We start from the raw sequence: 19,239 nt of genomic DNA, 5'->3' as shown, positions 1-19,239 counted from the left end.
GTGGCGGTATGAGGGTGTCGGCGGCGGACGTGATCCGCCAGGTGCTGACCGAGAACGAGCTGGACTTCACCGAGGCCGAACCGGGTGAGTTCACGGTGGACCTGCCCGGCGAGAAGAAGCTCAAGACCACGGTTTCGCTCACCGTCGGCACGCAGGCTCTGACCGTGCACGCGTTCGTCGCGCGCCGGCCGGACGAGAACCACGAGGCCGTCTACCGCTGGCTGCTGGAGCGCAACCTCAAGATGTACGGCGTGGCGTTCGCGGTGGACCATCTCGGCGACATCCACCTGGACGGGCGGATGCCGTTGCACGCGGTCACCCCGGTGGAGATGGACCGGCTGCTCGGTTCGGTGCTCGAGTACGCCGACTCGTCGTTCAACACCATCCTGGAACTCGGGTTCGCCTCGTCCATCCGCAAGGAGTACGAGTGGCGCGTCTCCCGGGGCGAGTCCACCCGCAATCTGGACGCGTTCAAAGGCTGGCTCGAGCCTCGATAGAGTGCGGGTATGACCTACCGCCTGATCCTGCTTCGTCACGGCCACAGCGAGTGGAACGCCAAGAACCTCTTCACGGGCTGGGTCGACGTCGACCTGAACGCCCAGGGGGTCGAGGAGGCGCACCGCGGCGGCCAGCTGCTGCGCGACCGTGACCTGCTGCCGGACGTGCTGCACACCTCGGTCCTGCACCGGGCCATCCGCACCGCGAACATCGCGCTGGAGGTGGCGGGCCGGTCCTGGATCGACGTCCGCCGGTCCTGGCGGCTGAACGAGCGCCACTACGGCGGTCTGCAGGGCAAGGACAAGAAGCAGACCCTCGAGGAGCTCGGCGAGGAGCAGTTCATGCTGTTCCGCCGGTCCTACGACACGCCGCCGCCGGTGATCGAGCGCGGCAGCGAGTTCGACCAGTCGGGTGACCCGCGCTACGCCGGCCTGCCGAGCGAGATCCTGCCGGCCACCGAGTGCCTCAAGGACGTCGTCGAGCGGATGCTGCCGTACTGGTACGACTCGATCGTGCCGGACCTGCGCGACGGCAAGACCGTGCTCGTCACGGCGCACGGCAACTCGCTGCGCGCCTTGGTCAAGCACCTCGACGGCCTGGACGAGGCCACCGTGGTCGGCCTGAACATCCCCACCGGCATCCCGCTGTACTACGAGCTGGACGAGGACTTCCGCCCGCTGAAGAAGGGCGGCGAATACCTCGACCCGGCCGCGGCACAGGCCGCCATCGAGGCCGTCAAGAACCAGGGCCGCTGATAGCTGCGAATACGGCCTCCTCCGCGTCGTAGTAGTCGAGCCGCCCTTCCAGCTCGGGCAGCCGCTCTTGCAGGTCCGGGTGATCCGCGATGATCTCGCGCAGATCCGCCCGGGCTTGTGCGAGTCCCGCCCCGGCCTCGGCGAGCTCGACCAGTAGCCTGGCGTGACTGAGGGCGTACACCTCGTCGTCATCGAACATGTGTTCGAGAGTACGCCGACCGCACGATCCAGCCAAGCCTTTCGAGCAACAAAAAACGAGCCGCCTGTCCCTGATGGGGCAGGCGGCTCGCTTTTGTGGTGTCAGTCGTTGCCGTTGACCGTCGGGGCCGAGGCGCCCGCGCCGGAGCCGGCTGCCGTGCCGCCGACGGCTACGGGCAGCTCGCCCGTGACCAGGTACACGACCCGGCGGGCCATCGAGACGGCGTGGTCGGCGATCCGCTCGTAGTACCGGCCCAGCAGCGCGATGTCGACGGCCACCTCGACGCCGTGCGGCCAGGAGTCGTCCATCATCAGCCGGAACTGGCTGCTGCGGAGCTTGTCCATCTCGTCGTCGGTGGCCTCGAGCTTCTGGGCCGCCTCGACGTCGCGGGAACGGATCACGTCACCGGCGGCGTCGACCATCTTGCCCGCGACTCCACCCATCTCCTCGAGCACGCTGTGCAGCTCGGCGGGGATGGCGGGTTGCGGGTAGCGGAGCCGGGCGATCTTCGAGACGTGGGCAGCGAGATCGCCCATCCGCTCCAGGTCGGCCACCATCCGCAGCGCGGCGACCAGCATCCGCAGCTCGTTGGCGACCGGCGCCTGCAGGGCCATCAGGTCGAAGACCTTGTCCTCCACGGCCTCGCCGCTGGCGTCCAGCTCGACATCGGCGGCGATCACCTCCTCGGCCTGACGGATGTCGGCCGTCAGCAGGGCCGTGGTCGAGCGCCGGACGGCGGTGGACACCGTTCGCGTCATGCGTTCGAGCTCGGCGAGGATGTCGTCGAGTTGCTCGTGATAGGTGTCGCGCATCGTGTCTGCTTCCGATCTGTGGTGTCTGGTACGGCCTGGCGCCCGCGCACAGGCCGCCAGCGTGGACCGTATGCCGCCCAGGTTGCCGCCTGGCGACGAGTGGTGAACGGGTGGTGAACAGTTAGGACTCGTCAGGCTCAGTGCTGGCGAAAACGGACTTAACCCGGTCACGGTATGCGTACGATCTTAGATGTGGACTCCACGCTGGCAGCGGTGCTGGGGGGCGTCGCTGGCGTCGCCCTGGGAGCGCTGTCCGTTGCCGCGGTCGTTTTCAGTGAGCGATCCCAGACCAAGGTCCCGGTCTCACCCGACCCGGTCGTACCGCCTGGCGTCGCCACCGTGCTCTCCGTCCTGCGCAGTTCCGCGGTCGTGATGGGCCCCGAGGACCAGGTCCTCCAGGCCAGTGCCCCGGCCCATGTGCTCGGCATCGTGCGCGGGAATCGCCTTGTCGTCGACGACCTGCTCGAGATGGTCCGAGAGGTGCGGCGGGACGGGCAGATCCAGCAGCGGGAGCTCGAGATCGTCCGCGGCCGCCTCGGCGCCACGCAGTACGTCAGTGCGCGGGTGGCGCCGCTGGGCAGCCAGCTCGTGCTCGTCCTGGCCGAGGACCGCACCCGGGAGAAGCGGCTGGACGCGATCCGCCGCGACTTCGTCGTCAACGTGAGCCACGAGCTGAAGACCCCGATCGGGGCGTTGACCTTGCTCGCGGATGCCGTCTCCGAGGCCTCCGACGATCCCGAGGCGGTGCAGCGGTTCTCCGGCCGGATGCGGATCGAGGCCTCCCGGCTGAGCCGGCTGGTCAAGGAGATCATCGAGCTGTCCCGCCTGCAGGGCGACGACCCGCTGGAGAACCCGGGCCCGATCGATATCGGCTACGTGGTCGAGCAGGCCGTCGACCGTTGCCGGGTGGACGCGGAGAACCGCGACATCAGCCTGGTCGTGAAGACCGATCCCGGTCTGGAGGTGCTCGGCAGCGAGGACCAGCTGGCCATCGCGATCGGCAACCTGGTCGAGAACGCGGTCAACTACAGCCCCGACGGGACCCGGGTCGCCGTCACCGCCCAGCCGATCGGGGACCTGGTCGAGATCACCGTCCGCGACCAGGGCGTCGGTATCCCGAGTAGCGAGCTGGAGCGGATCTTCGAGCGCTTCTATCGGGTCGACCGGGCCCGTAGTCGCGAAACCGGCGGCACCGGCCTCGGCCTGTCCATCGTGAAGCACATCTCGTCGATCCACGGCGGCGATGTGCGGGTGTGGAGCGTCGAGGGCCAGGGCTCCACCTTCACCATCAGACTCCCGCTGCGGCTCGATCCCGCAACCGGGCACCCTGCCGGCGACATCTTCGAGGTGTCGCCCGGCCTGATCAAGACGCCGACCCCGTCGTCAGTTTCCAAGGAGGCAGCTTCGTGACCCGAGTGCTGGTCGTCGAAGACGAAGAGAGCTACAGCGACGCGTTGTCCTACGTGCTGCGCAAGGAGGGCTTCGAGGTCGCCGTGGCCGAGACCGGCCCGGACGCTCTGGCGGAGTACGACCGCGCCGGTGCGGACATCGTGCTGCTGGACCTGATGCTGCCTGGCCTGTCCGGAACCGAGGTCTGCCGCGCGCTGCGCAGCCGCGGCAACGTGCCGGTGATCATCGTCAGCGCCAAGGACACGGAGGTGGACAAGGTCGTCGGGCTCGAGTTGGGCGCGGACGACTACGTCACCAAGCCGTACAGCCCGCGAGAGCTGCTGGCGCGTATAAGAGCCGTCCTCCGGCGTGGAGCCGATGTGGAGCTCCTGCCGGACACGCTCGAGGCGGGTCCGGTCCGGATGGACGTCGAGCGGCACGTGGTGACGGTCTCGGGTGCTGAGATCCGGTTGCCTCTGAAGGAGTTCGAGCTGCTCGAAATGCTGCTGCGTAATACCGGTCGGGTCCTCACTAGAGGTCAGTTGATCGACCGCATTTGGGGCGCGGACTACGTGGGCGACACCAAAACCCTCGACGTCCACGTAAAACGCCTCCGCAGCAAACTCGAAAAGGACCCCTCAAACCCCCAGCACCTCCTCACCGTCCGAGGCCTAGGCTACAAATTCGAAGCCTGACCCGACTCACAAACGCCAACACCTGCACAGGGCTTGGGGATCGGCACCTCCCCAAGCCCTGTGTCGATTGGTCTGGATTCGACCCGCTCCAGCGGCGGTCACCTTGCGGACGAACGGTCTGCGGTCGAATCCTGACCAATCGACGCTAATCGCCTGCCACTAATCACGTCGACCCGGATTGTTTTGGCGTCGTACGGCGGAAGAACTTCCCGGGCAGGGTTATTCGTTGTGCTGGTTTAGCGTCGATTGGTCAGGATTTGCCCGCGGACTGTGGGCGGCCGAACTGACTCGCCGCGGGAGCGGGCAAATCCAGACCAATCGACGCAGGGCTTAGGGGGTGCGGCCCGCGAGCGTTGTACCGGCCTTGGCGGGGTGTGGGGTGTGGGGGATCTGACATGGGGGTGGGCAGAGAGGGTGGGGAAATGAGGTTAGGCTGGCCTTAGTTGGTGTATGGCTACTAAGGAGATCCGCCCATGTTCTGGTCCCGTCCGCGTGCTGCTCGTCCGGTGGCTGCTGTGCTGGTGAGTTTGCTGGCTACGAGTGCTTTGGTCGCTTGCGGCAGCGACGACAAGGCGGCAGGTGACCAACCGAGTGCGCCGGCCGCCGCCGGGTTCCCGGTCACCATTAAGAACACCTTCGGCAATGCCGTGATCGACAAGAAGCCGGAGCGGATTGTCACGCTCGGCTGGAACGCGCAGGACATTGTTTACGCGCTCGGCGAGACGCCGGTTGGCATGCCCAAGGTGACGTACGGCCAGACCGCCGCGGGCACGACCGCCTGGGACGAGAGCCACTTCGACCCGGCGAAGACCACGCTGTTCGACACCACGGACAGCATCCCGTTCGAGAAGATCGCGGCCCTCACGCCGGACGTGATCCTCGCGCCGTACGAGGGCTTCGACAAGGCGACGTACGACAAGCTGAGCGAGATCGCGACCACCGTGGCGTACCCGGGTGCCGCGTGGCAGACCAGCTGGCAGGACCAGACCACGATCATCGGTCAGGCGCTCGGTAAGTCGGCCGAGGCGCGGAAGCTGGTCGATGGCATCAAGGAGCTGACGGCGAAGGCCGCCACCGATCACCCCGAGTTCAAGGGCAAGACGATCACGGTCGCGTCGTTCGGCGCGGAGAACTACGTCTACATGCCGAACGACCCGCGGGTGCAGATCCTGAACGAGATGGGCTTCGTGAACTCGCCCGGCGTCGAGGCGCTGGAGAAGGCGAACAAGCAGAAGCAGTTCTACATGACGGTGAGTAAGGAGAAGGTCGCGGAGATCGACGCGGACGTCGTGGTGGCGTACGTCGACGACCTGACCGCGGCGAAGTTCAAGGCGGACCCGGTCTACGCGGCGCTCGGCGCCTCGAAGAAGGGCTCGGTCTACCTGATGGAGGACAAGCAGGTCGTCTCCGGTATGAGCGCGGTCAGCGTGCTCAGCGTGCCGTGGGTGCTCGAGAAGATCCTGCCGGGTCTGACCAAGGCCGCCGAGGCAGCCAAGTAGTCAGTCAGCACCCGCAGAAACAGGAACGGCCGGCCTCCCGCTGAGGGGAGGCCGGCCGTTTCCATGATCAAGCGAGGTGCTCAGCCGTGGTGCTCGCCCGTCTCGGTGGGCGGCGTCGGCGAGTAGTGGTCGTGCGCCAGCACCGGCACCTGGGTGGTGATCGGGCCGGCCTCGTTGAAGCTGAAGGTCATCTTGAGCATCGTGCCGGGCTTGGCCCCGGTGATCACGACGGGCTTGCCGGTGGTGGGCGGCACCGACAGCAGCGCACCCGGGCGCAGCGTGAACGGGCGCATGCCGGTGATCTCGATGCCCTGGTGCGACGGGTCCAGCTCGACGCTCTTCAGTACGTCGTTCTCCGGGCCGTTGTTGACGAAGGCGGCGTGCAGCTCGCCCTTGCCCTCGGCGTCGGCCAGCACCAGCATGTTGCGGGCCAGGATCTCGCCGGACTGCGCGTTGCTGCCTTCGGCGGCCTGGTAGGGCTGGGTCGACTGGGCGTTGAAGCCGGCGCCACAGGCGGTGAGGGTGCTCACCACGAGTGCGGCGGCCCCGAGCAGGCCGGTCCGCCGTACGGTGCGCGAGGTCAACGTGATGGGCACTGGTGTTCCCTCTCCTACACACTGATGAAATGCCGCAGAGCAAGGGCCCGGGCCGCCACAGCCTACCGATCGGGATCGGCGGACCCGTCATCAGGTACCCCGTTTTTCGTGCGCATGGCACGGCCAAGTTCGTTTGTCAAGGCGGGAAATGGCCTCTGACCAGCGCAAACGCCCGGAGATGACCAGCGGCCGCGTGGTACTCTAGAGGAGGAAAGGGGCACGTGACATATGACTTTCACAGTCGGCGAGACGGTTGTTTACCCCAACCATGGTGCGGCCGTCATCGAGGACATCGAGACCCGTCAGATCAAAGGTGAGGACAAGACCTATCTGGTCTTGAGGATCGTCGCTCAGAACGACCTGGTAGTCCGGGTCCCCGCGTGCAACCTCGATCTCGTCGGCGTTCGCGACGTCGTGGATCAGGCTGGTCTGGAGCGCGTCTTCGACGTGCTGCGGGCTCCGCACACCGAGGAGCCGACCAACTGGTCGCGTCGCTACAAGGCGAACCTGGAGAAGCTGCATTCAGGTGACGTGATGAAGGTGGCAGAGGTCGTTCGCGATCTTTGGCGCCGAGAGCGTGACCGTGGACTCTCCGCGGGTGAGAAGCGGATGCTGGCTAAGGCGCGCCAGATCCTCGTCTCCGAACTGGCCCTGGCCGAACACACCAACGAGGACAAGGCGGAAGCCATCCTCGACGAGGTCCTCGCTTCCTGATCCGGAATCGCGAGACCGTTCCGTCCTGCGTAGGTTCATCTCCATGAGCACTGCGGCAATCATCCCGGCGGCCGGTCTCGGATTGCGGCTGGGTGGTGAGGCACCGAAAGCCTTTCGAGAGGTCGGTGGCGACTCGCTGCTGGTCCACGCGGTTCGTGGACTTTTCGCGGCGACCGCCATCGACCTTTGCTGTCTGGTGGTGGCGGTTCCGGCCGGCACCGAGCAGGACATCCACGCCCAGCTCGAGCCGCTCGTCGGCTCGGCCGAGCTGCACTGCGTTGCCGGTGGCAAGGAGCGCACCGACTCGGTCCGGCAGGCGCTCGACGTGATCGATGCCGACGGCATTGACTGTGTCCTGGTGCACGACGCGGCCCGGCCGTTCGTTCCGGTCGAGGTGATCGAGCGAGTCGTGTTCGCGGTGCGGGCCGGCGCGACTGCGGTGGTGCCGGTGCTGCCGGTCACCGACACGATCAAACGGGTCGATGCCGACGGCAAGGTCGTCGACACGCCCGATCGCAACAGCCTGGTCGCGGTCCAGACCCCGCAGGGATTCGAGCCCGCGTTGTTGCGCAAGGCCCATTCCGGTCCGGCCGACGGCGCCACCGATGACGCGACGCTGTGCGAGCGGCTCGGCGTGACCGTGCAGACCGTGCTGGGTTCCGAGGACGCCTTCAAGATCACCCGCCCGCGGGACCTGCTGCTAGCCGAGGCGCTGCTGGCTGCGAGGCTTACCTGATGAAACCCAGGGTCGGCAACGGTATCGACGTACATCCGCTCGAAGCCGGTCGCGAGATGTGGCTGGCGGGGTTGCATTGGCCCGAGGAGACGAACGGGCCGAGTGGTCATTCCGATGGCGACGTCGCGGCCCATGCGGCCTGTGACGCGATCCTGTCGGCGGCCGGATTGGGCGATCTCGGTTCCAACTTCGGTACGTCGGAGCCGGAGTGGGCCGGTGCCTCCGGCGCGACGCTCTTGGCCGAGGCGGCTCGCCGGGTGCGGGCGGCCGGGTTCGAGATCGGCAATATCGCCGTCCAGGTCATCTGCAACCGCCCCCGTTTCGCGGCCCGCCGTGAGGAGGCCGAGAAAGCCATGAGCGCGGCCTGCGGCGCCGACGTCTCGGTCAGCGCCACCACCACCGACGGCCTCGGCCTCACCGGCCGCGGCGAAGGCATCGCCGCCATCGCCACCGCCCTTGTGTACTAGAAACACTTTTCATTCATTCGTCGGAATCCGCCCTCTCAGGCCAGCGAACCGGTACAGGTCGGCGGCGAGAAGAGGGCGGATTCCGACGAATGAATGAAAAGTGTTAGCGCCGAGGTTTCGGGGGTAGCGCAGGGCGGTCGAGCCAGCGGGGGAAGAGGTCTGGGGGTGCTCCGGCATCGCTGGCCATGGTGATGAAGTCGGACGCGGTGACGCTGCCGTGCCGATAACGCGCGGTGTAGGTGCGGAGTAGGTCGAAGAAGGCGTCGTCCTTCAGAGCCAGGCGGAGCGCGTGCAGGGTGATGGCGCCGCGTTTGTAGAGGCGGTCGTCGAACATCTTCTCCGGCCCCGGATCCGAGATCACCAGATCCTGCGGCAGCCCGGCCAGCCGGCCGTGCCACTTCGCGACGTGCTGGTTGGCGGTCTGGCCGCCGGAGAACTCGGACCACAACCACTCCGCGTAACAGGCGAAGCCCTCGTTGAGCCAGATGTCCTTCCAGGCCGACGGCGTCAGGCTGTTGCCGAACCACTGATGCGCCAGCTCGTGCGCGACCAGCCGTTCCGAGCCGCGATGACCGTCCAGGTGGTTGCTGCCGAACACCGAGATGCCCTGCGCCTCCAGCGGAATCTCCAGCGGGTCGTCGGTCACCACCAGCGTGTACGACCCGAAGGGGTAGGGCCCGAACAGCCGGACGAACAGCTCCATCATTTCCTGCTGCCGCCCGAAGTCCGACCGAAAGACCGGCACGAGGTGCCGCGGCAACACCGCCCGCGTCGCGACCGGGTTGGCGGCCAGCTCGAGTACGTCGTACCGGCCGATCTGCACGGTCGCGAGGTACGTCGCCATCGGGGCCTGCTGCTCGAAGGTCCAAGTCGTACGGCTGGCCTTGGTCCGGCAGGAGACGAGTCGTCCGTTCGCGACCACGTGGTACGGCGAATCGGTGCTGATCGTGATCCGATAGCGGGCCTTGTCGGCCGGATGGTCGTTGCACGGGTACCAGGTGGCGGCACCACTCGGCTGGCTGGCGACGATCACGCCCTCGGTCAGTTCCTCCCAGCCGAGCTCACCCCACGGGCTGTCGGACGGCTTGGGGTTGCCGCCGTACGCGATCTCGACCACGAACGGCTGGTCCGCGGGTAGATCCGCCGCGGGCCAGATGTGCAGCTTGCCGCCACGCTGCGCGAATCGCACCGGGCGGCGGCCGTTGACCGAGACCTTCGAAACGCGCAGACCGACCAGGTCGAAGCTGAACCGCATCAGGCCATGCGTCGCGATCGCGGTGATCTTCGCCTTGCCGGTCAGACGGTTGCTGTTGACGCGGTAGTCCAGCTCCAGCTCGTACGACTCGACGCGGTAACCGCCGTTGCCGTGGTCCGGTACGTAGGGGTCACCGGCGGAAGTGGCACCGGGCGACGGTTGTTGATTGGGCACCATCAGCGCGTGGTCCACGGGGCGATCGGGTTGCCGGCCCAGCGGCTCCCGGCGGGCACGCTCTCGCCCCGCATCACCAGCGAGACCGGCCCGACGGTGGCGCCCGCCCCGACCGATGCCGCGGGCAGGATGATGCCGTGCGGTCCCAACGTGGATCCCGCGGCGAAGGTGACCGTGTCCATGGCCATCACCCTGTCATGGAACAGGTGCGTCTGGAGCACGCACCCACGGTTGACGCTGACGCCGTCGCCGAGCTCGATCAGGTCCGCCTCGGGCAGCCAGTAGGTCTCGCACCAGACGCCCCGGCCGATCTTCGCGCCGAGCGTACGCAGCCAGAGCGCGAGCACCGGTGTGCCCGCGGCGGCGTTCGCGAACCAGGGCGCGGCGACCATCTCGACGAACGTGTCGACCACCTCGTTGCGCCAGACGAACGAGCTCCACAACGGGTATTCGACGGCCCGGGTCTTGCCGACGATCGTCCACTTCGCGATCGTCGCGCTCGCGCCCGCGACCGCCCCGGCGGCGAGCATGACCCCGCCTGCCAGCACGAACGTCCACCATGGGCCGATCGTGATCACCATCGCCTGCAACGCGGCCAGGACGCCGAGGGCGATCGCGACCGTGCACATCATCGGCACGAACCGGCACAACTCGACCAGCGCGCGGGCGATCTTCAGCCGCAGCGGCGGGTTGAACGTCCGCGTCTGGTCGCCGCTGACCGCCTGCCGGCGCAGTTTGACCGGCGGGCTGCCGAGCCAGGAGGTGCCGGACTTGGACTTCTTCGGGGCGGCCGACAACACCGCGACCAGCCCGTTCTTCGGTACCGAACGCCCGGGCGCGGTCATCCCCGAGTTGCCGAGGAACGCGCGTTTACCGACCTTGGCGCCGGCCACGTGCAACCAGCCGCCGCCCAGCTCGTACGACGCGATCATCGTGTCGTCCGCGAGGAACGCGCCGTCGCCCACAGTCGTCATCTTCGGCAGCAGCAGCACGGTCGACGCCTCGACGTCCTTGCCGATCTTGGCGCCGAGCGCGCGCAACCACCAGGGCGTGAGAAGGCTTGCGTACAAGGGGAAGAGCAGGGTCCGCGCCGAGTCGAGCAGGCGCTCGGTGGCCCAGACCTGCCAGCCGATCCGGCTTCGCACCGGGTAGTGCCCGGCCTTGATGCCGAGGCCGAGCAGCCGCACGCCGATCAACGTCAGCACGGCAAGCGTGGTGAAACCGATGACGGTCATCAGCGGTACGGCGGCCAGCGCCGCGAGGGCTGCCTCGCCGAGTGAGCCCGCGTCGCGGACGGCCCGGTCCAGCACCAGTACGGCGGCGCCGGCGGCCGCGAGCGGTAGCAACGACATGAGCGCGGAGGCGGCGCCGTACGCGAGGACCCACCAAGGCGCTCGTGCGGGTCGCTCGTCCGGCCAGGGTTTGCGGGCCCGGCCGGCGCGGCTGGCGGGGGATCCGGACCAGCGCTCGTCCGCCGGGACCACGCCGGAGACGGCCGAACCGGCGGCGATCTCGGCACCACGGCCGATCTCAGCACCGGGCAGCAGCGTGCTGCGGGAGCCGACGACGGCCTCGGCGCCGATCGTCACCGTGCCGAGCAGCAGGCGATCGCCGTCGATCCAGTAGCCGGACAGGTCGACCTCGGGTTCCACCGAGGCCTCGCGCCCGAGCGACAGGAATCCGGTCACCGGCGGCAGCGTGTGCAGGTCGACACCGCGGCCGACCTTCGCGCCGAGGGCTCTTGCGTAGTAGGCGATCCAGGGTGCGCCGGCGAGGTTGGCGGCACCGGCGGCGTCGGCCAGGTTCTCCGCGGCCCAGAGCCGGACGTGCACCATGCCGCCGCGCGGATAGACGCCCGGTTTGACCCCGCGTAGCAGGATCCGTGCGCCGACGACGGCGATGCCCATCCGGCCCGCGGGGCTGATCAGGAGCAGCCAGCCCGCCAGGATCCACCACCACGAGACGGTCCGGACCCACGGGTGTTCGCCGCTGAGGCCGAGCAGGTTGTTCAGGGTGAAGAGCCAGACCATCCAGCGCACGCCGACGACGGTCTGCAACACGAGCGTCAGGGCCGTCTGGAACAACTGGGTGAACCGTGGCGTGGGTTTGACCGTACGGATCTCCACCGGCTCGGTCGACGCGATGAACGAGTCGAGCCGATCGGCCATCGCGCCCAGTCGCGGATAGTCGTAGATGTCGCCGACGGTCGCGCCGGCGTAGCGCTCGCGCAAAATCGAGACGAGTTGGGCGGCTGCGAGGCTGCCGCCGCCGTGGATGAAGAAGTCGTCGTCGGGCCCGGCCACCCGGGAGCCGAGGATCTGCGTCCACTTCTCGGCGAGCCAGGCGGCCGTGCCTTCCAGCTCGACTGGTTCGTCCATGTCCGAGGCGCCGGCCAGGGGCCAGGGGAGTGCCGCCCGGTCGACCTTGCCTGACGTGCGAGTGGGCAGGGTGTCGACCGTGGCGAGCAACGGTACGAGGGCGGCCGGGAGCGCCTCGCGGAGCCGGGTCGTCGCCGCCTTCTGGTCGAACGCGTCGGGCTCGGCCGGTACGACGTACCCGACGAGCACCTGGTTACCAGCGGCAGTGGTCTTCACGGCGGCTGCCGCACCAGTGATCCCGGGAAGGGCCTGCAGGGCGGCGTCGACCTCGCCGAGCTCGATCCGGCGGCCGCCGAGTTTGATCTGCTCATCCGCCCGGCCGACGAACAACAGGCCGGCCTCGTCCCGCCGTACGACGTCGCCGCTGCGGTAGGCGCGGTCCCAGCCGAGGCTCGGCATCGGCGCGAACTTCTCGGCGTCCTTGGCGGGATCGAGATATCGCGCCAGGCCGACACCACCGATGATCAGCTCACCGGCTTCACCTTCGGCGACTTCGTTGCCCTCGGCATCGACAACGGCGAGATCCCAACCGTCCAAGGGCAAACCGATGCGGACTGGCCCGTCTGCGGTCAATTGGGCGCCGCAGGCAACGACTGTCGCTTCGGTCGGACCGTACGTGTTCCAGACCTCACGCCCGTCGGTCGCGAGGCGCTCGGCCAGCTCCGGCGGACAGGCCTCGCCACCGAAGATCAACAGGCGCACCTGGTCCAGCGCGTCGGCAGGCCAGAGTGCGGCCAGCGTCGGTACGGTCGAGACGACGGTGATGCCCTGGGCAACCAACCAGGGGCCGAGGTCCATCCCGCTGCGAACGAGTGAGCGTGGCGCCGGCACCAGGCATGCGCCGTACCGCCAGGCCAGCCACATCTCCTCGCAGGACGCGTCGAACGCGACGGACAGCCCGGCCAGCACCCGGTCCTCGGGGCCAATCGGCTCCTGCTGCAGGAACAGCCGCGCCTCGGCATCAACGAAGGCGGCTGCCGATCGATGTGAGACGGCCACGCCCTTCGGTACGCCGGTCGAGCCCGAGGTGAAGATGATCCAGGCGTGGTGGTGTAGCTCGGGTCCGCTGGCCTCAACGCTGGTGCCTTCGTGACCCGTGATCGTCAGGCCTTCGGTGACGATCGCCCGGACGGCGGCCTCGCCGAAGACCAGGGTGGCGCGCACTTCCGGGTCGTCTGCGTCGACCGGTACGTAGGCCGCGCCGGCTTCGAGGGTGCCGAGGATCGCGACGTACAGATCGTTGTGACCGGATGGGATGCGCACCCCGACCCGGTCGCCGGGACCGACGCCGGCCTGGTGCAACCGGTTCGCGAAGGCCGCCACCTGGTTGAGGAGTTCGCGATAGCTGAGGGTCACGGTGCCGTCGTCGAGCGCGGGCTCGTCCGGGAATCGCGTGGCCGTGCTGTGCAGGATGTCGACGAGCGTCCGGGCGGGAGGTGCCAGGTCAGCTCGTCGCAAAGTCACCGGGGCATCGTACGACTTTCACAACTGAGAAGCCGGATCGTCTTAGCTGCAGACGATCCGGCCATCAGTTGTTCATCTGGTGGAGGTTGTGCTCAATCAGCGGACGATATCCGGCTGGGCGGCGAAGGTGTTGCACGCTTTCGTTTCGCCGACGTTGAAGCCGTTCATGATCCAGAAGCCCTGGCTGGTCGCCAGACCGTGGGTCCGCTCTTCCGCCGGGGTGTCCGGGGAATCTCCGAAGCTGTTGCTGGCGGTGAAGTCGAACTCCTCCATCCGGCCGGTCAGCGGATAGCTCTTCTCGATCGACCGGCTGAAGACACCGGCGAAGCACGACGCCTGCAGCTCGTTGCGGCGGGAGCTGTCGAGCTTCTCGGTCGGGTGATCCTGCAAGTACGCCTGCCGGGCGTAGAAGAGATCGCTGACGCCCTGGATGTGGTGGCCGTACTCGTGCGCGATCACCATCAGGAAGCCCAGGTCCTCCTTGGGCCCGAAGGCGCTCTGCATCTGCAGCACGTCCGTGTACATCACGTTGTTGCCGTAGCAGTAGAACGCGAGCACGCGGCCCGACTTGGGCTTGAAGTTGCCGCAGGCGGTGACGACGGGCTTGTCGAAGACGACGAGACCCGGGTCGGGCTTGTTGATACCGACCTTGGAGAGCACCGGCCGCCAGCCGTCGTTCAGGCACTTGAAGAGCTTCTCGTAGTACCGCTTCTGTGCCGCGAGTGAGCCGTCGCCGAGGTTCTCGGCCTTGCAGGACATCTCGCTGAGAGCGCCGGCGCCGAAGATCGGGGCGTTGACCAGGTGGTCCTCGGCCGAGCCTTCCGGCGGGTTCGTGGTCGGGGAAGGCACGACCGACGGACCGATCTGCCCGGGCCGTCCGCTCGCCACGCTGTCGTCCGACGGCCGTAGCGCCGTACCGACGACCACGGCGAGCCCGACGCCCACGACCAGGAAGACGCCCAGCGCGATCAGCGTGAGCCGGATGCCGTTGGACTTGCGCGGCGGCGGTCCGAACGAGTTGAACTGGTTGTGGCCGCCGTACTGCTGGGGCCACTGCTGCCCGGCGTACTGCTGGCCCGGGAACTGCTGCGGCACATACTGCTGTTGTTGCCCGCCGTACGGCTGCTGGGGCGTGCCGTACTGCTGGGGCCAGGGGGCGGCCTGCGGTGGTGGCAGCACAGCGGGATGCTGGCCCGGCTGCTCCGGGGGTGCGCCATACCCGTAGGTGTTGCTCACGTGTCCTTGCCCTCCTCGCACTGAACGAACCCGCACGAGACTACTCTCGGGGCATGTCACTGAAGAGCCGCCTGGTCCCGGCAGCCCTCATCTTGTCCCTGGTCTCACTAGTCCCCGTGGCGTCCGCGATGGCTGCGGCCGTCCCTGACGGGCGAATCTCGGCGTACAAGGCTGAGGCCACTCTGGACGGCTCTGGGGTGTTGAAGGTCAAAGAGACCGTCAAGGTCATGCCTGTGTCCGGCAAGATCGTGCGCACGCTGCAGACACGCGTGCGCTCCGATGCCGACGAGGATCGCAACTACGACGTCAAGAACGTCACAGCCACGGTGAACGGTAAACCGGCTGAGGGCTTCGAGAACGTCGAGAGCGACAACGCCCGGAAAATTTCGGTCAACGGCTCGGGCGAGTCGGAGGTCGTCTACAGCTACGAGGTCGGCGGTGTTGTCGCCGACTCGGTCGACGGCCGCGAGGTCAGCTGGCCGATCGTGCAGGGCTTCGACGCCTCGATCACGCGCGCGAACGTCTCGCTGACCGTGCCGTTCGCCTCCTGGATCGTCTGCTTCGCGGGCCGCCAGGGTTCCAGCGTGCCGTGTACGTCGTCCCAGCTGGGCGAGTCGGCCGGGATCGAGATCGAGCAGCTCGGCATTCCCGCCGGCGGCCGCCTGACCTTCCTGGCCGGTCTGAACTCCCAGGCCACGGTCGTGCCGAACGCCGACTACTCGACCCGCTGGAGCCTCGGCCGGGCCTTCACCGCCGACTCCTCGACGGTCGGCCTGAGCGCCCTGCTGCTCGGCCTCGGCATCCTCGCCGCGGCCGCTCTCTGGTTCGTCCGCGGCCGGGACGCCGCCAAGGTCGACCCCGCCGCCGGGATGCCCGCACGCCCGGTGCTGGACAGCGAGGCCGGTCCGCAGTTCGCCGCGCCGGACGGGATCCGCCCGGGCCAGGTCGGGACCGTGGTGGACGAGACGGCCGACGTGGTCGACATCACGGCGACCGTCCTGGACCTTGCCGTGCGCAACTACCTCACCATCGTCGAGCTGCCGCGGGAGACCGAGTTCGGCCGGCTGGACTGGCGCCTGGATCGGATGAACGCCGGCGGGCCCGAGCTCCTGCCGTACGAGAAGGCCGTGCTGGACGCCGTCTTCGCCGACGGCGACAGCGTCGTCGTGTCCGCACTCGGCCCGACCCTGCGGCCGCGCCTCGGCGCCATCCGCGAGCACCTGTACGCCGATGTCGTCACCCAGGGCTGGTTCGCCCAGCGCCCGGACGCCGTCCGCAACCGCTGGACGACCGCCGGTCTCGCCCTGATCGTGGCAGGCGGTGTGCTCACGCTGATCCTGGCTATTGCCACCAAGTTCGCCCTCGGCGGCCTCGCGGTCATGCTGGCCGGCGTCGCGCTCACCTTGGCCGGCCAGGTGGCGCCCGCTCGTACGGCGCGGGGTTCGGCCGTGCTGGGCCGCATCTCCGGCCTGCGCGCGTACCTCCGCGACGAGTCGTCGGTGGACCTGCCGGAGCACCACCGACTCGAGTTCGCCTCCCGGTGTTTGCCGTACGCCGCGGTGCTGGGGCTGACCGACAAGTGGGCCCTGGAGATCGCCAACACCGATGACGACGACGACCCCGACGCCGGCATCGGCTGGTACTCCGGCCCCGAAAACTGGCACCTCTCCGACATCGGCCAGTCCCTCACCAACTTCGTAACCGCCGTAAGCGGCTCCCTAACCACCTCCCGCCGCCTCTTCGCCGACTAACCTCCGCTTCTCCCTACACCGCCCGGGCCACGCACGACTGGCCCGGGCGGTTCCACGTCCCCACGCCAACACCGGCACCACCCGGTGAATCGGCATCCCGTTAGCCCTGCGTCGATTGGTCTGGATTCGCCCGCTGCAAGGGCGTCGAGTATTCCGACCATGGCCGCGCGGGCGAATCCTGACGAATCGACGCTAACGGCCCGCCCCGAACCCCGCCTGCCCGGACCGTTCTGGCTGTCGTACGCCGAAAAGCATCCGGGGAAGGCTATTCGTGGACCGGCATTAGCGACGATTCGTCAGGATTCGCCCGCACGGCCTCATTCCGAAAACTCAACCCCCTTGCAGCGGGCGAATCCAGACCAATCGACGCAGGGCTAACGGGATGCCGATCCGCCGGGTGGTGCCGGTGTTGGCGGGGTGGCGTTGTGGGGGCATAAAGGAACCGCCCGGGCCGTGGGGCCCGGGCGGTTCGTGGTGCGTGGTGCTGGTAGAGCAGGAAGGCTAGTCGACGATGGACGAGGAGCCGTTCCAGGTGGCGCAGGAGCCGACGTTCATGTAGTTGAAGCCGTTGGTGGCCCACCAGTTGTTGCTGCTGCGGCTTCCGTGGGTGCGGGGGCCGCCGTTGTTGTACTCGTCGCCGATGTGGGCGATGTGCCACTTCCAGTCGGACAGACGGGCGCCGGTCATGCCCAGGTAGCCACGGTTGCTGCCGATGTAGGCGGCGGACCAGCAGGTGGCCTGCAGCTCAACGCGGCGGTTCTCCTCGAGGTCCTTGGCCGTGGTGGGGATGACGTAGGCCTGGCGGTACCAGGAGGCGCTCAGGATGTTGGTCAGCTTCTGGACGTGGTGACCGTACTCGTGGCCGGCGGTCTGCATGACGCGAACCAGGTTGAAGCGCGGGTTCGACTTGTAGCCCTGCACGATCGGGTTCACCGGGATGTAGATGCCGTTCGTGGCGGAGCAGTAGAACGCCCGCGTGCCGTTGGCCCAGCCACACTTGGTGTTGAAGGGCTTGGTGTAGATGACCCACGTCGGCGCGACGAACTTGTAGCCGGCGGCCTGGATCTTGCCGACCCAGCTCTTGTTCAGGCAGTAGCCGTACGACCGGTGCCAGGCCAGGATGTTGTTGGACCCGTTCAGCGCGTACTTCGGCTGACCGCACTGGCTCGGGTAGATTCGACCGGTCTTGTAGGCCCGGTTGTACTTGACGGTGTTCCACGCGCTGGTGGAGGTCCACGCGGTGCCGTAGGCGAGGCCGGCGTCCGCCTTGGCGAACATGTTGAAGTCGCCTTCACCTCCCGTCGTGGAAGGGTCACTGGGCTGGGCGGCAACCTGCGGCGCCTGGGCGACCTGCGGCGCGGGAGCCACGTCCTGCTTCGCGGTGGCGGAGCCGACACCGGAGAAAGCGGTGACAGCGGTGAGCGCGACGGCGGCCAGCGAGACCAGGCCGCGCCGAACGATGGATGAGGACATCAGGTGGTTGAACCTTTCGTGCAGGGGGCGGATTGTCTGTCGAAGGGGACCGTACGTCTCCGACTCTTGCATCTCAGAGGGTCGTCACGGCCGAATGGTTCCCTTCGACGGCGGGAAAAAGTGGTTGCCCAAGGCAAGCAGTCGGCGACCGGCCGGTAACAAACCTTGAACAAAGGTTGAACGGCAGGATCAGTCGACGATCGAGGACGCCGCGGTCCACGGGTTGCAGGACGCGGAGGTCATGTTGTTGTAGCCGCGCAGGGACCACCAGTTGTGGCTGGACATCGAGCCGTGGTCACGCGGACCGCCCGGCCTCGCGTCGTCGCCCATGTTCGCGACCATCCAGCGCCAGTTGCTGTAGATGGCCCCGGTCATCGGGAAGTACGCCCGGTCGGCGCCGAGGTAGGCGGCGCTGAAGCACGAGGCCTGCAGCTCCATCCGGCGGTTCTCCTCGAGACGCTTGGCGGTGGTCTTGTGCACGTACTGCTGGCGGTAGTACGACGCCTGCAGGATGCCGGTCATGGCCTGCACGTGGTGGCCGTACTCGTGCGCGACGATCTGCATCGCGTACGCCCGGGCGTAGCCGGCGCCCTGGGTCTTCCACATGTTCGCGTAGCGCTTCCACGGGATGTAGATACCGCGCGAGCCCGAGCAGTAGTACGCGTTGTCCGCGGGCATAAAGCCGCAGGCCGAGTTGACGCCCTTCTCGTGCACTACCAGCGTCGGCTTCGTGAACGTCTTGCCGGCCAGGCGGATCTTGCCCACCCAGACGTTGTTCAGGCAGTGCAGGAACGACAGGTGGTACGCCTTCACGTTGCCCGCGGTGGTCAGCGGGTAAGCCGGCATCTTGCACTTCGAGGCGCCGAGTCGGCCGGTCTTGTAGAGCTTGTTGTACCGGACGGTGTTGTAGCTCGACGCCGCCGAGCTGGTCCCCGCGTCGGCACTGGCCATCTTCGGCGCGACGTGATCCGCGGTCGTGGCCGCGCTGACCGGCTCGGGCTGATCCGGTCCGGTGGCGGCGGCGCCCTGGACGCCGGCCAGCGTCACCGCGGACGCCGTCGTGACGGCCAGCAGGGACACCAGTCCTCGCCTGGCCGCCGTCCGGGCGGACCGGGCCGGGCTGATCAGGCTGCGGAGATTCGTCATAC

Annotated in this window: 17 protein-coding genes; 9 read left to right on the top strand and 8 right to left on the bottom strand. The window is 67.9% G+C overall.

Features of this window, described 5'->3' with window-relative positions:
- Positions 1-8: 8 nt before the first annotated feature.
- Both OG394_RS20670 and OG394_RS20665 read left to right on the top strand, forming a co-directional pair.
- Positions 9-497: a YbjN domain-containing protein gene (locus OG394_RS20670; protein WP_328988643.1), complete on the top strand. Its 489-nt coding sequence runs from the start codon at positions 9-11 to the stop codon at positions 495-497.
- Between the two features lie 9 nt (positions 498-506).
- The gene (locus tag OG394_RS20665) at positions 507-1,253 is read left to right on the top strand and encodes a phosphoglyceromutase (RefSeq protein ID WP_328988642.1); all 747 of its coding nucleotides are present in this window, start codon (positions 507-509) and stop codon (positions 1,251-1,253) included.
- Here OG394_RS20665 and OG394_RS20660 read toward each other — a convergent pair.
- Together OG394_RS20660 and phoU are read right to left on the bottom strand one after the other, a co-directional pair.
- Positions 1,234-1,452 (bottom strand): hypothetical protein, encoded by a 219-nt coding sequence (locus OG394_RS20660; protein WP_328988640.1) that lies wholly within the window; start codon positions 1,450-1,452, stop codon positions 1,234-1,236. The two genes, OG394_RS20665 and OG394_RS20660, sit on opposite strands and share 20 nt — an antisense overlap.
- Positions 1,453-1,553: 101 nt before the next feature.
- A complete protein-coding gene (gene phoU, locus OG394_RS20655) occupies positions 1,554-2,264 on the bottom strand; it encodes a phosphate signaling complex protein PhoU (RefSeq protein ID WP_328988639.1) in 711 nt (236 codons plus the stop codon).
- A 192-nt stretch (positions 2,265-2,456) separates the two neighbouring features.
- Between phoU and OG394_RS20650 the strand changes: the two genes are divergently transcribed.
- The 3 genes from OG394_RS20650 (at position 2,457) to OG394_RS20640 (ending at position 5,847) form a co-directional block, all read left to right on the top strand.
- Complete coding sequence (locus tag OG394_RS20650; RefSeq protein ID WP_442914311.1) at positions 2,457-3,674, top strand: sensor histidine kinase; 1,218 nt, start codon at positions 2,457-2,459, stop codon at positions 3,672-3,674.
- The gene (locus tag OG394_RS20645; RefSeq protein WP_328988637.1) at positions 3,671-4,348 is read left to right on the top strand and encodes a response regulator transcription factor; all 678 of its coding nucleotides are present in this window, start codon (positions 3,671-3,673) and stop codon (positions 4,346-4,348) included. The genes OG394_RS20650 and OG394_RS20645 overlap by 4 nt, the downstream gene beginning before the upstream one ends.
- Before the next feature lie 473 nt (positions 4,349-4,821).
- A complete protein-coding gene (locus OG394_RS20640) occupies positions 4,822-5,847 on the top strand; it encodes an iron-siderophore ABC transporter substrate-binding protein (protein ID WP_328988636.1) in 1,026 nt (341 codons plus the stop codon).
- Between the two features lie 80 nt (positions 5,848-5,927).
- Here OG394_RS20640 and OG394_RS20635 read toward each other — a convergent pair whose 3' ends face one another.
- Entirely contained in the window at positions 5,928-6,443 is a 516-nt protein-coding gene (locus OG394_RS20635; protein ID WP_328988635.1) for a hypothetical protein, read from the bottom strand.
- A 228-nt stretch (positions 6,444-6,671) separates the two neighbouring features.
- On the opposite strand from OG394_RS20635, the gene OG394_RS20630 reads away from it, so the two are divergent.
- Genes OG394_RS20630 through ispF form a run of 3 tightly spaced genes read left to right on the top strand, consistent with a single transcriptional unit; the run spans position 6,672 to position 8,360 of the window.
- Positions 6,672-7,157, top strand: coding sequence for a CarD family transcriptional regulator (locus OG394_RS20630; protein WP_012918679.1), 486 nt, complete (start codon positions 6,672-6,674; stop codon positions 7,155-7,157).
- A gap of 43 nt (positions 7,158-7,200) precedes the next feature.
- Positions 7,201-7,893: a 2-C-methyl-D-erythritol 4-phosphate cytidylyltransferase gene (gene ispD / locus OG394_RS20625; RefSeq protein ID WP_328988634.1), complete on the top strand. Its 693-nt coding sequence runs from the start codon at positions 7,201-7,203 to the stop codon at positions 7,891-7,893.
- The gene (ispF, locus tag OG394_RS20620; RefSeq protein WP_328988633.1) at positions 7,893-8,360 is read left to right on the top strand and encodes a 2-C-methyl-D-erythritol 2,4-cyclodiphosphate synthase; all 468 of its coding nucleotides are present in this window, start codon (positions 7,893-7,895) and stop codon (positions 8,358-8,360) included. The genes ispD and ispF overlap by 1 nt, the downstream gene beginning before the upstream one ends.
- Positions 8,361-8,463: 103 nt before the next feature.
- On the opposite strand, the gene OG394_RS20615 is transcribed toward ispF, so the two are convergent.
- The 3 genes from OG394_RS20615 to OG394_RS20605 form a co-directional block, all read right to left on the bottom strand.
- Positions 8,464-9,792, bottom strand: coding sequence for a M1 family metallopeptidase (locus OG394_RS20615; protein ID WP_328988632.1), 1,329 nt, complete (start codon positions 9,790-9,792; stop codon positions 8,464-8,466).
- Complete coding sequence (locus OG394_RS20610) at positions 9,792-13,631, bottom strand: Pls/PosA family non-ribosomal peptide synthetase (RefSeq protein WP_328988631.1); 3,840 nt, start codon at positions 13,629-13,631, stop codon at positions 9,792-9,794. The genes OG394_RS20615 and OG394_RS20610 overlap by 1 nt, the downstream gene beginning before the upstream one ends.
- Before the next feature lie 96 nt (positions 13,632-13,727).
- Positions 13,728-14,867, bottom strand: a complete 1,140-nt coding sequence (locus OG394_RS20605) for a neutral zinc metallopeptidase (RefSeq protein WP_328988630.1) — start codon at positions 14,865-14,867, stop codon at positions 13,728-13,730.
- Positions 14,868-14,920: 53 nt separating this feature from the next.
- On the opposite strand from OG394_RS20605, the gene OG394_RS20600 reads away from it, so the two are divergent.
- Positions 14,921-16,618: a DUF2207 domain-containing protein gene (locus OG394_RS20600; RefSeq protein ID WP_328988629.1), complete on the top strand. Its 1,698-nt coding sequence runs from the start codon at positions 14,921-14,923 to the stop codon at positions 16,616-16,618.
- Between the two features lie 501 nt (positions 16,619-17,119).
- Here the strand turns inward: OG394_RS20600 and OG394_RS20595 are convergent.
- Both OG394_RS20595 and OG394_RS20590 read right to left on the bottom strand, forming a co-directional pair.
- Entirely contained in the window at positions 17,120-18,091 is a 972-nt protein-coding gene (locus tag OG394_RS20595; RefSeq protein ID WP_328988627.1) for a neutral zinc metallopeptidase, read from the bottom strand.
- A 189-nt stretch (positions 18,092-18,280) separates the two neighbouring features.
- A complete protein-coding gene (locus OG394_RS20590; RefSeq protein WP_328988626.1) occupies positions 18,281-19,237 on the bottom strand; it encodes a neutral zinc metallopeptidase in 957 nt (318 codons plus the stop codon).
- Positions 19,238-19,239 lie beyond the last annotated feature (2 nt).

This window comes from Kribbella sp. NBC_01245, from assembly GCF_036226525.1.
Taxonomy (GTDB): domain Bacteria; phylum Actinomycetota; class Actinomycetes; order Propionibacteriales; family Kribbellaceae; genus Kribbella.
The sequence above is the reverse complement of the archived record's forward strand: the minus strand, read 5'-3'. Positions and strand labels throughout refer to the sequence as shown.

Excerpts from the sequence above, each read along its gene's own strand:
- OG394_RS20670 (WP_328988643.1), top strand. The coding sequence starts at position 9 with ATGAGGGTGTCGGCGGCGGACGTGATCCGCCAGGTGCTGACCGAGAAC.
- OG394_RS20665 (WP_328988642.1), top strand. The coding sequence starts at position 507 with ATGACCTACCGCCTGATCCTGCTTCGTCACGGCCACAGCGAGTGGAAC.
- OG394_RS20660 (WP_328988640.1), bottom strand. The coding sequence starts at position 1,452 with ATGTTCGATGACGACGAGGTGTACGCCCTCAGTCACGCCAGGCTACTG.
- phoU (WP_328988639.1), bottom strand. The coding sequence starts at position 2,264 with ATGCGCGACACCTATCACGAGCAACTCGACGACATCCTCGCCGAGCTC.
- OG394_RS20640 (WP_328988636.1), top strand. The coding sequence starts at position 4,822 with ATGTTCTGGTCCCGTCCGCGTGCTGCTCGTCCGGTGGCTGCTGTGCTG.
- OG394_RS20630 (WP_012918679.1), top strand. The coding sequence starts at position 6,672 with ATGACTTTCACAGTCGGCGAGACGGTTGTTTACCCCAACCATGGTGCG.
- ispD (WP_328988634.1), top strand. The coding sequence starts at position 7,201 with ATGAGCACTGCGGCAATCATCCCGGCGGCCGGTCTCGGATTGCGGCTG.
- ispF (WP_328988633.1), top strand. The coding sequence starts at position 7,893 with ATGAAACCCAGGGTCGGCAACGGTATCGACGTACATCCGCTCGAAGCC.
- OG394_RS20615 (WP_328988632.1), bottom strand. The coding sequence starts at position 9,792 with ATGGTGCCCAATCAACAACCGTCGCCCGGTGCCACTTCCGCCGGTGAC.
- OG394_RS20600 (WP_328988629.1), top strand. The coding sequence starts at position 14,921 with ATGTCACTGAAGAGCCGCCTGGTCCCGGCAGCCCTCATCTTGTCCCTG.
- OG394_RS20595 (WP_328988627.1), bottom strand. The coding sequence starts at position 18,091 with ATGTCCTCATCCATCGTTCGGCGCGGCCTGGTCTCGCTGGCCGCCGTC.
- OG394_RS20590 (WP_328988626.1), bottom strand. The coding sequence starts at position 19,237 with ATGACGAATCTCCGCAGCCTGATCAGCCCGGCCCGGTCCGCCCGGACG.